The 14,435-nt window shown below is 29.8% G+C and carries 13 protein-coding genes; 4 read left to right on the forward strand and 9 right to left on the reverse strand.

The annotated features are described in order from the left end of the window. Positions 1-15: 15 nt before the first annotated feature. From ACOQN8_RS16960 to ACOQN8_RS16995, 8 genes are all read right to left on the reverse strand, one after another. On the reverse strand, positions 16-1,062 hold the full coding sequence (locus ACOQN8_RS16960) for a Fe(3+) ABC transporter substrate-binding protein (protein WP_235274714.1): 1,047 nt from the start codon (positions 1,060-1,062) through the stop codon (positions 16-18). Positions 1,063-1,110: 48 nt separating this feature from the next. Next, the gene (locus ACOQN8_RS16965) at positions 1,111-3,594 is read right to left on the reverse strand and encodes a TonB-dependent receptor domain-containing protein (protein WP_420553592.1); all 2,484 of its coding nucleotides are present in this window, start codon (positions 3,592-3,594) and stop codon (positions 1,111-1,113) included. Continuing rightward, positions 3,569-4,942, reverse strand: a complete 1,374-nt coding sequence (locus tag ACOQN8_RS16970) for an HTTM domain-containing protein (protein ID WP_420553782.1) — start codon at positions 4,940-4,942, stop codon at positions 3,569-3,571. Before ACOQN8_RS16970 ends, ACOQN8_RS16965 begins: the two co-directional genes overlap by 26 nt. Next, positions 4,932-6,038: an imelysin family protein gene (locus ACOQN8_RS16975; RefSeq protein ID WP_420553593.1), complete on the reverse strand. Its 1,107-nt coding sequence runs from the start codon at positions 6,036-6,038 to the stop codon at positions 4,932-4,934. Before ACOQN8_RS16975 ends, ACOQN8_RS16970 begins: the two co-directional genes overlap by 11 nt. Before the next feature lie 93 nt (positions 6,039-6,131). Then, entirely contained in the window at positions 6,132-7,328 is a 1,197-nt protein-coding gene (locus ACOQN8_RS16980; RefSeq protein ID WP_420553594.1) for a DUF4856 domain-containing protein, read from the reverse strand. A gap of 102 nt (positions 7,329-7,430) precedes the next feature. After that, positions 7,431-8,942: a bifunctional metallophosphatase/5'-nucleotidase gene (locus tag ACOQN8_RS16985; protein WP_420553595.1), complete on the reverse strand. Its 1,512-nt coding sequence runs from the start codon at positions 8,940-8,942 to the stop codon at positions 7,431-7,433. A gap of 15 nt (positions 8,943-8,957) precedes the next feature. Beyond that, entirely contained in the window at positions 8,958-9,779 is an 822-nt protein-coding gene (locus ACOQN8_RS16990) for a hypothetical protein (protein WP_420553596.1), read from the reverse strand. Between the two features lie 3 nt (positions 9,780-9,782). Next, positions 9,783-10,640 carry a hydroxymethylglutaryl-CoA lyase gene (locus ACOQN8_RS16995; RefSeq protein WP_420553597.1) on the reverse strand — a complete coding sequence of 286 codons (858 nt, stop codon included), beginning with the start codon at positions 10,638-10,640 and terminating at the stop codon, positions 9,783-9,785. A 200-nt stretch (positions 10,641-10,840) separates the two neighbouring features. Here ACOQN8_RS16995 and ACOQN8_RS17000 point away from each other — a divergent pair, with 200 nt between their 5' ends. From ACOQN8_RS17000 to ACOQN8_RS17010, 3 genes are read left to right on the forward strand one after another with little or no spacing between them, the layout of a single operon-like run. Next, positions 10,841-11,407 (forward strand): RNA polymerase sigma factor, encoded by a 567-nt coding sequence (locus ACOQN8_RS17000; protein WP_272149517.1) that lies wholly within the window; start codon positions 10,841-10,843, stop codon positions 11,405-11,407. After that, a complete protein-coding gene (locus tag ACOQN8_RS17005) occupies positions 11,397-11,927 on the forward strand; it encodes a hypothetical protein (RefSeq protein WP_420553598.1) in 531 nt (176 codons plus the stop codon). Before ACOQN8_RS17000 ends, ACOQN8_RS17005 begins: the two co-directional genes overlap by 11 nt. Further along, complete coding sequence (locus tag ACOQN8_RS17010) at positions 11,914-12,987, forward strand: hypothetical protein (protein WP_420553599.1); 1,074 nt, start codon at positions 11,914-11,916, stop codon at positions 12,985-12,987. The genes ACOQN8_RS17005 and ACOQN8_RS17010 overlap by 14 nt, the downstream gene beginning before the upstream one ends. Here the strand turns inward: ACOQN8_RS17010 and ACOQN8_RS17015 are convergent. Then, positions 12,977-13,729 (reverse strand): lysoplasmalogenase family protein, encoded by a 753-nt coding sequence (locus ACOQN8_RS17015; RefSeq protein WP_420553600.1) that lies wholly within the window; start codon positions 13,727-13,729, stop codon positions 12,977-12,979. The two genes, ACOQN8_RS17010 and ACOQN8_RS17015, sit on opposite strands and share 11 nt — an antisense overlap. Between ACOQN8_RS17015 and ACOQN8_RS17020 the strand changes: the two genes are divergently transcribed. Then, positions 13,680-14,405 (forward strand): head GIN domain-containing protein, encoded by a 726-nt coding sequence (locus ACOQN8_RS17020; protein ID WP_272149512.1) that lies wholly within the window; start codon positions 13,680-13,682, stop codon positions 14,403-14,405. The two genes, ACOQN8_RS17015 and ACOQN8_RS17020, sit on opposite strands and share 50 nt — an antisense overlap. Positions 14,406-14,435 lie beyond the last annotated feature (30 nt).

Genomic DNA, 14,435 nt, shown 5'->3' on the forward strand with positions numbered 1-14,435 from the left:
CAACAAAGGTATTGATTATTTCCATTGAGCTGAATCAAAAACTAAAACAGCTTTTTTATTGTTTTCTCCTAACTTAGTTAATGATAAAGTATCTTCTTTAAATTCTCCCCAAGATTTTAATAAATCTGATGAAGCAACTTCTTTATTTACTGGATACTCGTAATTAGCTTTTGCAAATACTTCTTGCGCTTCTTTACTTGCTAAAAACTCAATAAATTTAATTGCATTCGCTTTGTTTGGTGCATATTTAGCAACTCCTGCTCCACTTACATTGATGTGTGTTCCTCTATCTGCTTGATTAGGGAAAAATATTTTAATTCCTTCTCCAGCTTTTACTTCTTCTGGATTCTTTGAATTTAATAATTTACCAATATAATATGTATTTACTACTGCTACATCTCCTTCACCAGCAACAACTGCTTTTACTTGATCTCTATCATTTCCTTTTGGTGAACGTGCCATATTTGCTACCATTCCTTTAGCCCATTCTGTTGCTTTTTCTTCTCCAATGTTTGCTATAATTGAAGCTAATAATGATTGGTTATAAATATTTGATGAAGAACGAATTAATATTTTGTTTTTCCATTCATCATTCGTTAATGCCTCATAAGTAGATAATTCTTCTGGTTTTACTTTTTCTGGATTGTAAACTATTACACGTGCTCTTTTTGTTAAGGCAAACCAATTATTATCAGCATCTTTTAAATGTGCTGGAATTGTTTTATCTAAAAACTCAGAAGTAGCCGATTGTAACAATCCTTTGTTCTTAGCTCTTACTAAACGTCCTGCATCTACAGTAATTAATACATCTGCTGGAGATTGCTCTCCTTCTACCGTCATCTTTTGCATTAACTCATCTGCTTTTGCATTGACAACATTTACTTTAATTCCTGTTTCTTTTTCAAACTTGGCAAATAATTCTTGATCTGCTTTATAGTGACGGTGTGTGTAAACATTTACCACCTCTTGTTTTTTCTCTTCCTTCTTTTCTTCTTTTTTTTGCTCATTTTTACACGATGTAAAAACTATTGCTAAAGCTAAAATTGTGAATATTTTTTTCATTCTGATTGATAAATTTAGTACTGCTAATATATATGTTATAAAATAACTTTAAAGTTTAAATTGTAATGTTACATAGTAACTTCTTGGTGAAGATGGAATAATTCCTGGTCCTGGATATCCCGTAGCTCTTCTTGTAAAATAGGTTTCGTCTAATAAATTATTTACTCCCGTTTCTATTTTCCACTTTTTGTATGAATATGAAAAAGAAGCATCTAATATAGAGTATGCTGGTATAGGTCCAACCAATCCTTCTCTACTTGTTCCTGCTAATACTGTTTCTCCATTAGTTGCATCGGTAAATTGCTTTGATAAGTGCGTAAACTGAAGGCTTCCTAAAAAGTTTTTATATCCAAACTTAACCCCTGTTTTTAAGTTTACTAACGGAATAAATTCTACTTTTTTACCTACAATACTACTTTCTTTTGATTTTGTATACTCTGATTCTGTTACTGCAATATTTGTAAACCAATTTAATACAAACTCACTGTTAGAATTATTAAACGTTGATAATAAATTCCAATCTACAAAACTCTCAATACCGTATATAAATGCTTCTCCAATATTATCTCTTACTCTATCTCCTTTGTTTGGCCCTGTAGAAACTAAAGTTACTCCTATACGATCTTGGTAAAACAATCCATAAGCACTTATATCATATGATAAAAAGTTTCTCCATCTACCTCTTAATCCAATATCTGCTGTTGCTCCTTTTTCATCTCCTATATTTTCTGCTACTAAGAAAGAAGGATTTACCGTTCTGATATCACTAAAGGTTACAGATCGATAATTTTGAGAAATATTTCCGTATAACTCAAAACTTGCTGATGGTTTATAGCTAGCTCCTAATCCTAATAATACAAAGCTTCTTTCTTTTACTTGACTCTCAGTTTCTGTATTAATACCTCCTGGTAATGGATTTCCTGCTCCATCTCTTAATACTCTTGTATATGAACCATTAGCTCCTGTTTTTATATATTCTAAACGAATTCCTGGTGTAATGGTAAAACTATCAGAAAGTTTAAAAATATTTTCTCCAAATACCGCTATGTTTTCATTTGGGAATTTAAAGAATGAACTATTATAATCTTGTTTATCTACAAATCTAAAATCAGCATCACTGTTTCTTGAACCTGCACCTTGACGTTCATCGTTATTTGCTTTGTAATATTTAGCTCCTACTAAAAATATACTTTTTTGATTTCCTAAATTATAGTTTGATAAGAAACGAGTTTCTACTCCCCAGTTTTTATAATTCCCTACTATTAAATCTCTAAAATCATACTGTCCATTATCTAACTCATCTGGTGTTGATACTGGATTTAAACCTACAAATCTATAATTTCCTCTATACCCCAATGCTTTTCTTGATGCATTCAATCCGAAGAAATTAAAGCTTAACCTTGTATCTTCTGTAAAATCATGTTCCAATTTTAATGCCCATAAGTTCCAATCAATATCAAACCAATTTCTACTTCTTAAACTTTGTAAAGGATCTTGGTTAAATTGCGTATCGGTAAGACCTCCTGGCTGTTTTGCTAAATAGTTTAAGTGGGTAAACTCTGCTATTAAAGTTGTTTTATCTGATATTTTATGATCTACGTGTGCGTAAATATTTTTAGAATTGAATTTTGAATTAGGTCTAAATCCATCACCTCTTTTAAAATTAAAATATCCGTAGTATCCTGTTTTACCAACTGTACCTCCCACACTTGTAAAACTATTAAACAGTCCAAATGATCCTGCTGATTGTCGAGTTACTAATTCAAATTTTTTATTTCTATTAGGCTCTTTAAACTTAAAATTCAACAATCCTCCAAACTGAGTTCCGTACTGCAAAGATGCTGCTCCTCTAATTACCTGTATTTCTTTTAAAGCTTCTGCTGGTGGTGTATAATAACTTTCTGGATATCCTAATACATCTGCACTAATATCATATCCATTTTGCCTAGTATTAAAATTAGATGTTCTATTTGGGTCCAATCCTCTACCTCCAATATTTAATTGTAATCCCGCATCATCGTTTTCATAAATATTTAATCCAACTACTTGACTATAGATTTGACGTGCATTATTTGCCGCTTTGTTCCCTATAGACTCATCTACTAAAACAACTTCTGTCTTTTTTCCTGCAAAAATTGCTGTTCCTTCTACTTCTTGTAATCGTTTAAGCGCAAATACTTTTTTCTTTCTTTGGCTTATTACTACTTCCGACAATTCTTCTTCTATTTTTTGTAATACAATATCTAATTTTAAATTTTGGTTAGAAATTGTTACTACTTTTTCACTTATTTCATAATCATAAGAGAAAAATACTATTGAGTACTTTCCTGGTTTTAAAGAAGTGGTTTTGTAATCTCCTTGTGTGTTTGTTTTTGCTAAAGTTCCCCCTGAAGCATTATAAATTTCTACACTATTAATAGCCTTTCCTTCATTATCTACTATTTTCCCCGAAATAGTGTACTGAGCAAATAAATTTTGCATTGCAAAAAACAGTACTATAATAATGCTATAATCCTTTAATTTTAATTTCATGATTAAATGGTATAATCCAATTTTTGTGTTTAAAACTATCTTTCTCTTGGTATAAGTCTACTTTCGAATCTATAAATCGTGAACTTAACCTTCCGTTAAGAGTTACAAAACTTTCTACATAAACCTCTGGGTTCTTTATTCCTTTGCTTTTATAGGTATCGCCTAAAAAGTGGGCGAATTCCAATATAAAATCGGGTTGAAAACTCATTTGTTTCTCTTGTAAAACAGTTAAATAATCTCTATTCTTTATATAAAAATACTTACCAGTATCCCCGTCTACTATTTTAAAATCTGCTATTCCTGCCTTTTCCATTAACATTACTCTCCATGAAAAACGATATCCTTCTTCCGTCCAAAACAATTCTCCTGGGTATGCCAAATACCTAAAAGGAAAAAGTAATTGAATTATAAAAAAGACTGCAAATATATTCACTATTACTCTTTGTTTAACGGAATATATTAATGTCTTTCCATGATTAAAACTCTCCTTTGATATTCGTAATGCTTTCGCTATTAAGTTAATTATCTTATGATGGAAATTTGGTGAAAAGAATATTAGTGTACTTACTATCATTATAAAAGGAAACATTCCTATTGGAAATAATATTCTTGTAAATACATGAAAAACTACTACCATAAAAAATGCAAACAAACGTGTTCTTTTATATAATAATAGAAAAGGTATGGTTAAATCGTATAAAGCTCCTGCCCAACTCATCGCAAAATGAAACCAAGTTTTTGGCATTAAAACTCCTACAATTGGTAAATCGTACTGTACAGGTAACCATATATTTAAAGGTGAAGCTCTAAACAACCAATCAGAATTTAATTTTGCTAATCCCGCATAAAAATATACTATACCCAACATTAGTTTTATTACATCAACAGTATATTGAGGTACTTTTTGATAAGATAGCTTCGAATTTAACTTTGCATCTATTGAAAAGTAAGCGTTTGCTGGTAAAAAAATTAAAATAAAACTTACTAAACTTATAAAGTAATAATGGTTTAGATAGGTAGTTTTATCCATTAATTCAATATAGGTAAAACTTAAAAAGAAAATAACAATAGCTATCCTATATTTATAACCTATTGCTATTAATAATGCTGAAATAGCGCATATTGCAAATAATAAATAAGTATAACTTCCTAAAGTTTTTACCCATTCAAATCCGTAGTAAGTAAAATGAAATTTGGGATTTATGTACAATGATTCTATCCAACCATGGTACCAAAAACGTATGATGCTCCCCAACATCATAACACCAAAAAAAATACGAAAAACAGCTAAAGTAGCTGCTTCCGTAGTTTTTTCTAAATATTTTTGTATTTGACGACTAATCGCCATCGTTATCTTCAATAGTAATTTTTATACTCATTGCACTTGCCATATCTACTTTTAAGTCTTTTACTAAAAGCTGTAATTTATCAAATGTCAATGTCATTTTTGTATTATCATTATTAATCTGATCTACAAAATTATTATTTAATACTCCTATTGCAGTTTTAGCATCAGCTATTTTAGTATTGATTGCTGTTACTAAATCATTTCTCTTTAAAAATTCTAAGTACGATTTTAAACTTTGTCCTGTACTAGCACTACTATATGCCTTTCCATTAAAAAAATCTTCTGTAGCATTAAAAGCTGTAGTTAATAATAACTTAGAAATATCTCTTTTATAATATGCTTCTGTATTAGTTGGAACTGGTGTTCCTGTTCTAGCTCCAGAAGGGAAAGATATTTTCTTTTCACGTACTTCTCTTTCAAAAAATGAAACAATGTAAAAGTTAACTAATTTATCTACACTACTTGTAACTGAAGAACCATCATTATCTATGAATGATGGTTTAAAACTACCATTCCAATCTGCTAATACTTCTTTTGCTAAAGCATCAATTCTTGTTGCTAAATCATTTAAATACTTGTTATACTTAGCTGCATCTGCTCCTGTATAATTTGCTATAATAGCTGTATCATCTGCTCCAGCTCCATTCAATAAATAATCTAAAGCGGGAAAACCTTGCTCGTCATATTCATTTTGTGAAGTTAAATCATAATTACCTGATGTGATATTTAAAGTTAAATCACTCACATTTGTAGGATACGTATTCATCGTATTTACCATGTTCAATGTTTCAGCTTTTCCTATTTGAAATATTGAAACTTTTTGCCAAACAACATAAGCATCTTGCCAACTTGTTCTTAAAGCTCCTAAATTTGTTGGATTTGGTGTAGTTGTAAAAGTTTCTACTGCCGTTTTTAAAGCTCCAGTTTTCTGAGCAAAATCTGTATATCCTGGGATAATTATATTCTCAGCCCAATGCGTTAACATTGCCTTTCTATTAAATCCATCTCCAGTACTCACATTCGAATCAGAGCTTGAACTACAAGCGTACATTACTAATACTGAAACAATTAAAAGTAAACTAACTTTTCTTAACATATTATTACTATTTATTCTAAATAAAGGTGCACAAATATAAAAAAAGTAGCCGACTAATCGACTACTTTTTTTATACATATTTATTAAAAGCTACTAGTTACTAGCGTCTTTAGCTTCGTCTACTGTAAATCCAAATGCAGCTGCAATCTCATTAGAAATAGTATCTAAAGTAGCTGGAGTTACATCCCAGAATCCATCTCCTGTCATTAAAGTAGTTAAGTATCCTTTTACTTTAGTTTTATCTAAGTGAGGTGCTCCTGAAGCGTTACGAGTAAAACGTAAACTGTAAACAAAACCATATCCTTCAGATAAATCGTGGAAAGCTGCAGTTTTGTCTGAAGTTAATTTAGCTTTACCAGCTTGTAAATAGTATACTGCTCTAATAGCAATTACTTTAGAAATAGCTGCTCTAATGATTTCAGCTTGTGCATCTCTAACTGTATAGTTTTTAGCTACAATTGCTGCTCTACCTAATTTGAAAGCATCGTAAACTTCTTTTGCAATTCCTTTAAAACTAGGATCATTTTCAACTCTAGTTAAGTATTTATTTAAAAAGTCGTCTGCTGCTAAAGCTGGTACTGCTGGGTTAGCTTCTGTACCGTATAAGTATCCATAAGCTTCATCCCATTTGTGTTCCATCTTCGTGTAATTTTTTCCAGCCTCTAAAACTCCATTATCGTTATTAGCTTTGTTTGGAGTAGCGTCAAGTACACTTTTACTTAAATAGTTGTTTAACATTTGGTCAGCCATTAAAGCACCAATTAAAGACTTTCCAAAAGCTTGATTTAATTCTAATCCTTTTGCATTTACATAACGGTAAGATGCTGGGTTAGAATTTAATTTTTGTAATCTTCCTGCATTTCCTTTTGAAGCGTCATCGTTCCATTTTGGAAATACGTTATCTACTTGAGAGTTAATCCAACCATCGAAATCTGCTAAAAGCTCATTTCTTTCAGTAGTATTAGCTTTAAAGTAATCTTCTGAAGCTGCTACTTTATCACGTACTTTTTTTCCTGAAGTATTTAAAGATGCTTCTGTAAAACCAGTACCGTCTTTAAACATTTCTGTTAATCCTGCTTTTGTACTAGCAGTATTTGATAAAGCTCCCATTATTTCGCTAGACATTTTAATTCTAGCTGTTTGTCCTGAAAAACTAACAGTAGTGTTTCCGTTTCTCTCAAACTTATATGTTGTAGGTGCAGTAACGTTATTTGCTGGTGTATCATCATCTGAACATGATGTTAATACCATAGCTGAAACAGCTAACATTGAAAAAATTACTCTTTTCATTTTTATTTAGATTTAATTTTGATAATTTTCTGCAAATCTACAGAACAAAACTAAATCTCCAAACTTTATTTAGATTTATTTCAATTAAAAATAACAAATCAACTACATGGTCTTTAAATATTCTATAACTGCTTTCCTTATATCAAAGCTCAATTCTGAGTCTTTAGGCTTATAAACATTAAGTACTCCTGGATTTTTGTCTGATAGCATTGGAATATCTAACCCTCTTAATAAGTAATCTGAAAAAGCTACTTTATAAACTTTCGTATCATTTATTTCTTTCCCATTTATAAACCACTTACCTTCTTCTTGTTTTACATTATAACGTTGTAGGTATGCTCCTGTTCCAGCTGCGTTAAGCCCATAATCTAAAACTTCTTTTAATAAGCTTCCTTTTATATCAACTTTCAATACAGCTCCTCCATATGGTAATACTCTGAAAATATCTATAACGGTAACATCTCCTTTTAACTCATCATCTATACGTACTGAACCTCCGTTTACCAAAGCACAATCTACTTTGTTATCATATGCAAAACTCATTGATTTTGTAATGATATCTCCCATATTTGTTTGTACTGTTCTTATTGGAGTTTCCCTAGCATCTAAAGGCATTTCTGCCTTATAAACTACTTCATAAGGGTTTGGAACTATATCTTTTATTTTATTATCTAAAATCTTTTGCCATTTTTCAACAATCACATTTACTTTTTCATCAGCAACAATTTGATCATTAATTTCTTTTAACTCAGATTTAAACGTTACTTTTTTAGTTGTTGGATCGTATTCAAAACGATGTATATATGCTGTTTTAGCATTAGCATCAGCTTTTGTTATAATAACTTCTCCTACTTTATCGTAACTATTAGTATGCTCATGACCTCCCATTATCAAAGGTACATTAGGTAACATTTCTGCTATTTTTTTGTCTTGTGTTATAGAACCATGAGTTAAACCTATTACTATATCTACCTTATCTTTAATATCATTATAAGAACGCTCTATTTCTTTGTACATGTCTCCATAGTACACATAACTTCTTGGATTTGATGGAATACATACACTTATAAAACCTACCTTTAATTGAGTTCCATCTTCATTTTTAAACTCTTTTATAAAAGAATCTTCTAAATACTTTTTCTTTCCATCAACCATTTTATGAAAATACTCATGTTTTCCATCTACATTATGTAAAACATTTGCTGATATCCAGTCAAACTTACTTTCATTAAGTCTTTCTTGTAAGTTTTTATAACTTAAATCAAATTCATGGTTACCAAATGCAACTAAATCAAAGTTCATCGCATTCATTACCTCTACCATTTGTTTTCCTCTTACTCTAGCTCCATCTACTTTCATTGTACCTATTAATGATGGATTTAAAAAATCTCCCGCTAAAACTAGCATTGTATTCTTATCTTCTTTTAATAAGTTTTGGTGTACTGTTTCTACTCTTGCCATTCCACCATACTTTCCTCCTTGGATAGGTGCTATTTCATAAACATCATTTAATTGTAAAATTGTAAATTTTGTTTTATTTATTTCTTTTTTTGGAGCACAACCAACCATAATAACAGTCAATACTGCTACTATTAAATATTTAATTCCTTTCATGAAATGTTTTTTTAATTACCTTCTAGGTTTATAATGTAAGTATCTACTAGTATTCTTTCTTATTAATCTTCTGTATTCTACCAATTCAGGAAATTGATAAAAGAAATTAATTTTTTTATGAGCAATAGTACGAGGCTTTCTAATTTTTTGTCTAAGAACAAAGGCCGTCCAACTTTCTACAATATCTTCTTCAGGGCTTTCTGCTGCATAATCTGTAACAAATTCTGTACGATTATTGTCGTATAAATCATATAACTTTTCTACACAGTTAGCTTCTGTATAACAATATTTTTTTTGAATGGTATCCCATCTATCTAATAATCTACCTTTCCAAAATAAATTTACAAATCTATTGATATAACTATTTTTATAAGCCTCTCCTTCTAAAGTTAAATACAACTCTCCTTCTTTTTGAGTTGCTTTTGTAGTAGGTCTTATTTGGGTTCTATTTAAAGTTAATAAATGTCCAAACTCATGCACCATTGTATATACAGATTCATGAAGCCTTCTTCTATCTTTTGTTTTAAGATTTACATCTTGGACATCTATTTCTAATTGCCATTTATCATTTCTAGAATTTAAAGACACTAATGCACCTGTTTTTTCATCAATCCCATCGGTCATTAAAACAATACGTTTTATGTATTTCTTGGTAAGTTCTTGAGGAAAAATTCTATTAAACTCCTTCCAATAATAATTAGCTAGTTCGTTTTTATTTGACTTATTTTTTAATAAAACTCCGTTTTTTATTTGCCATACTCCTATTCTTCTATCAAGTGTTGCTTGATAAAATGTAGAAAAAAAGAAAAAAAGGGTTAATATTTTAACTTTCATCATCTATTAAAAAACTTCTAACGCTTTATTATAAGCGCTTTCAAAACTCATTGGTTTAATATTTGTTTCAACTTTTTCAGCTGTAAAATACGATAATAATTTTTCTGTTGGCATATTACCTGTTAATTCGTCTTTTGCCATTGGACAACCACCATATCCTTTAATTGCTCCGTCAAAACGGCGACAACCAGCTTTAAATGCACTATCTACTTTTTCATGCCATTTTGTTGGTGTTGTATGTAAATGAGCTCCAAACTCTATTTGTGGATAACTAGGAATTAAGTTTGAAAATAAATAATCTATGTCTTCTGGGGTTGAACTTCCTATCGTATCTGATAACGATAAAATCTTAACACCTAACTTAGATAATTTCTCTGTCCACTCTCCTACTATATCTACATTCCATGGATCTCCATAAGGGTTTCCAAACCCCATTGACAAATATGCTACAACTTCTTTATTTGTCCTATTTGCTATAGCCAATACTTCCTTTAACGTATCTATTGACTGTTCTATTGTCTTATGTGTGTTTCGCATCTGAAAATTTTCAGATATTGAAAAAGGATACCCTAAATAATCAATCTCTTCAAATTGTGATGCATCATTTGCTCCTCTAACATTTGCTACAATTGCTAATAATTTACTTCTAGTTGTAGACAAATCTAACATTGATAAAACCTCTGCCGTATCTTTCATTTGAGGAATTGCTTTAGGCGACACAAAGCTTCCAAAGTCTATTGTATCAAAACCTACTTTTAACAATGAATTGATATATTTTGCCTTTAACTCAGTTGGAATAAAGTGACTTTTAATTCCTTGCATTGCGTCCCTAGGGCACTCTATAATTTTAACACTGTCAATCATTGTGCCAAATATACGTATTTTGATTCATTTTTCCTCTTGAAGTTCTTTATCAATTAAACAGAAAAACCAACCCCACATAAAACACTAAATAACAACAATTTAAACTTAAAAATAATTATTTTCTAAAAAAAGTTACTTTTATTTAAAATAAAACTGTCACAATTTAAAAAGTAAATTGTCTCTAGTATAGAATGATTTCTTTGGAGTCTAAAAAAACACATATCAACCAACTAATCGAACGCTGTAAGAAAAACGATAGCACTGCTCAAATGCAGGTGTACGACGCATATTATAAAGCAATGTATAATACTGCTTATCGTATTTTGAAAGATGAGTTTGAAGCAGAAGATTTAATTCAAGAAGCTTTTTTAACTGCTTTTTCAAAATTACACACTTTTAAAGGTGAAGTTACTTTTGGTGCTTGGTTAAAAAAGATTGTGATTAATAAGAGTTTAACTCAATTAAAAAAGAATATTCGTTACGATGAAGTAAAAATGGAAGTAGTTTCTAATTATGAAATTGAAGAAACAGCCATAGATTATAGTTCTTTGAATGTTAAACAAGTAATGGATGGTTTACAAAGTTTGAAAAGTAATTACCGAATTATTCTTACTCTAAATTTGATTGAAGGATATGACTACGAAGAAATTTCTCAAATACTGAAGTATACCAATGAAAATGTACGTACAACGGTATCGAGAGCTAAAAAGAAATTAAAGCAAGTTTTACTTGCCAATACTAATAAAACACAAGTGTATGGAAGATAAATTACATCAGTTTTTTGATGAAAATGACTTCGATATTTTCGAACCTCATTCGGGACATTCTGATCGTTTTCAAAGAAAACTTCAGCAATCTAAAAAAAATAATAAACCAACTATGTTTTGGATGAGCATAGCTGCATCTGTAATACTTGTTTTAGGTTTTTATCTTGGTAGTTATCAGCAAAAAAGCGTTTATGATTTAGCTGATATTTCTCCAAAAATGGCAGAAGCTCAAAGCTTTTTTGTATCGACAATTAATCAAGAATTAAAAGAAATTGAACAGTATAGAAATATTGAAACAGAATCTATTATTGAAGACTCTTTAGATGAAATTGAAGATTTAGAAGATCGTTATAAAATATTAATAACCGAACTATCAAAAAACGACAACAAAAGACAAATTATTCAAAAAATGATTAACAATTACCAGCAAAGATTGGAAATCTTAGAAAGACTTTTGTTACAATTAGAATTACAAAAAAACCCAGCAAAACTAGAACTTAAAGACGATGAAATTATATAAATTACTTTTCTTATTTTTTCTTATTCCAACTATCTTATTAGCAAACGATAACAGGAAACATGAAAAAAGCAAAACCATTAATAAAAACTTTACTGTAAACAAAAACGCTACCTTATATATTAGCAATAAATACGGTAATTTAAATATTACTACGTGGAATGAAAATCGTATTGAAATTAAAGTAAAAATAACCGTTAAAGGTGATGATTTAAGCAATGTAGAGCAAAAATTAGACGCTATTGATGTTCTTTTTGAAGCTTCTGAAAACTTAGTTGAAGCACGTACTAAAATTGAGAACACAAAATCAAAATGGTCGTGGTGGGGCAAAAAAAATATTAATTACAAAATTAATTACCTTGTGAAAATGCCAATTACCAACAATGCTGATTTAAACAATAAATATGGTAACATTGAGCTATCAAGTTTAGAAGGAAAAGCTAATCTGAACTGCGATTATGGTAATATAGAGGTTGACAGACTTTTAAACGATACTAACTCTATTAGTTTAGACTATTGTGGGAATTCTGAAATTAACTATATGAAAACTGGTATTGTAAGTGCTGATTATTCTAAATTGAGAATTGAAAAAACTGAAACTTTAAAAGTTAGCGCTGATTATTCATCAATAAAAATTGGTGATGCTGAAAACCTTAAATTCAATAGTGATTACGGAAGTATCTCTGCTAGAAGCGTTACTAACATTACTGGTGGTACTGATTATGCAGCTGTAAAAATTGGAGACTTAAAAAAGCACTTACAAATTAATACCGACTATGGTAGTATTAGAGTTCAGAATATAATGAAAGGATTTGAAAGTGTAACTATTCATGGAAGCTATGCAGGAATCAAATTGGGGACTAGCAGTGACAATAACTTTAAATTTAACATCGATTTAGGTTACGCTGGATTTAACTACCCTAAAAGCAAAGTAGATATGTTTAAAAACATTAAAAAAACGACTAAAAAATATTACGAAGGTACTTTTGGTAAAGGGAGCTCTAGTTCAGTTATAAATGTGAAATCTAGATACGGAGGTGTATCTTTAAAACTTAACGACTAATTTTCTTTCGTTCGATCATAGAGACACAAATCAAGTAACGAGCTACATAATACATAGTTGTATAAACAATTACGTAAATTATATTATAGTCTAAGAATTTATTGAAGGCTATTAAAACATCTGCTGTTACAATAAGTAAAATACCAAATAAAAAGAACTTACTTTTTTTATTCATTTCATTTAAATAATTAAAAAAAGATAAGCCTATTATTATAGCAGATGTTATACCTAATAGTATAAAAGACAAAGATATTTCTTGAAGGTATGGCCTTAATAAAACAAAAATAGTAGTAAATAATAGTAGACTAGGTATTACATAAATTAATAACATTTTAGGTTTTGTTTGAAACAATGCTCTTCTAGACAAAATGATATATAAAAACCTATTTGCTAATAACAGAAAAATACCAAGCATCATGAAAGCATCATCAAAAATTAAAAATGTATCTGACGCTAGTGAGTTCATTAAAACCAATAAATAGAAATAATTAATTTTTTTTGAAGAGCTTAAGTACAAAAACGACAAAAACATTAATGAGAAAATTTTAATAATCATCTCAGTAATTGAATTGCCCGTGTCAATAAAGAACAAAGAGACAATACATGCTAAAAAATAAGCAACACTATATAAATTGATTTTTTGGGGCATATAAAACTTAAATATAACCAATTTTAACTTTAAAATACACAAAATGAAAAAACAACTTATTACAACTCTTATAATTTTACTTTCACTTAACATTAACGCTCAAAGTTGGTGGAATTCTAAAAAAATAAAGGGTAACGGAAATGTAGTTACTAAAACTAGATCTATCAGCTCTTTTGACAGAGTGAGTGTTGGAGGCTCTTTTGATGTTAACTTAGTAGCTGGAACTGAAGGAGAAATAACTATTAAGGGAGAATCTAATATAATTCCCTATATAGAAACTGAAGTAAAAGGCGGTAAATTAAAAATTCAATTTAAAGAAAACACAAATATTAGAACTACAAGAAAATTAGTAGTCACTGTACCTTTTGAAAGAATTAGAGCTGTTTCATTAGGTGGTTCTGGTAATGTACGAGTACAAAAAAGAATGAAAGCTGATGATGCTTCTTTTAATATTGGTGGTTCTGGAAACATCTCGGCTGATGTTGATGCTAATACTGTAAAAGCTTCTATTGGAGGTTCTGGAAACATTAAATTAAAAGGTAAAACAGATAACTTTAAATGTTCTATTGCTGGATCAGGTAGTGTAAAAGCTTACGATTTAGATGCGAATACTTTAAAAGCTAGCATTGCTGGTTCTGGTAGTGTACAAACTAGTGTAAGCTCTAAGATTAAGGCTAGTGTTGTAGGTTCTGGTAGTGTTTACTACAAAGGAAATCCTAAAATTGACAGCAATTCTATTGGTTCTGGTGATGTTATTGATAGAAACTAACACATTGACTTTATTATAATTTAAAAAACC

It is taken from the genome of Tenacibaculum aiptasiae, assembly GCF_965221665.1.
Taxonomy (GTDB): domain Bacteria; phylum Bacteroidota; class Bacteroidia; order Flavobacteriales; family Flavobacteriaceae; genus Polaribacter; species Polaribacter aiptasiae.

What these genes read in the sequence shown, in the direction of transcription:
- ACOQN8_RS16995 (WP_420553597.1), bottom strand. Translation starts at nt 10,640, where the DNA reads ATGATTGACAGTGTTAAAATTATAGAGTGCCCTAGGGACGCAATGCAA.
- ACOQN8_RS16965 (WP_420553592.1), bottom strand. Translation starts at nt 3,594, where the DNA reads ATGAAATTAAAATTAAAGGATTATAGCATTATTATAGTACTGTTTTTT.
- ACOQN8_RS16980 (WP_420553594.1), bottom strand. Translation starts at nt 7,328, where the DNA reads ATGAAAAGAGTAATTTTTTCAATGTTAGCTGTTTCAGCTATGGTATTA.
- ACOQN8_RS17005 (WP_420553598.1), top strand. Translation starts at nt 11,397, where the DNA reads ATGGAAGATAAATTACATCAGTTTTTTGATGAAAATGACTTCGATATT.
- ACOQN8_RS17020 (WP_272149512.1), top strand. Translation starts at nt 13,680, where the DNA reads ATGAAAAAACAACTTATTACAACTCTTATAATTTTACTTTCACTTAAC.
- ACOQN8_RS16960 (WP_235274714.1), bottom strand. Translation starts at nt 1,062, where the DNA reads ATGAAAAAAATATTCACAATTTTAGCTTTAGCAATAGTTTTTACATCG.
- ACOQN8_RS16975 (WP_420553593.1), bottom strand. Translation starts at nt 6,038, where the DNA reads ATGTTAAGAAAAGTTAGTTTACTTTTAATTGTTTCAGTATTAGTAATG.
- ACOQN8_RS16970 (WP_420553782.1), bottom strand. Translation starts at nt 4,942, where the DNA reads ATGGCGATTAGTCGTCAAATACAAAAATATTTAGAAAAAACTACGGAA.
- ACOQN8_RS16985 (WP_420553595.1), bottom strand. Translation starts at nt 8,942, where the DNA reads ATGAAAGGAATTAAATATTTAATAGTAGCAGTATTGACTGTTATTATG.
- ACOQN8_RS17010 (WP_420553599.1), top strand. Translation starts at nt 11,914, where the DNA reads ATGAAATTATATAAATTACTTTTCTTATTTTTTCTTATTCCAACTATC.
- ACOQN8_RS16990 (WP_420553596.1), bottom strand. Translation starts at nt 9,779, where the DNA reads ATGATGAAAGTTAAAATATTAACCCTTTTTTTCTTTTTTTCTACATTT.
- ACOQN8_RS17015 (WP_420553600.1), bottom strand. Translation starts at nt 13,729, where the DNA reads ATGTTAAGTGAAAGTAAAATTATAAGAGTTGTAATAAGTTGTTTTTTC.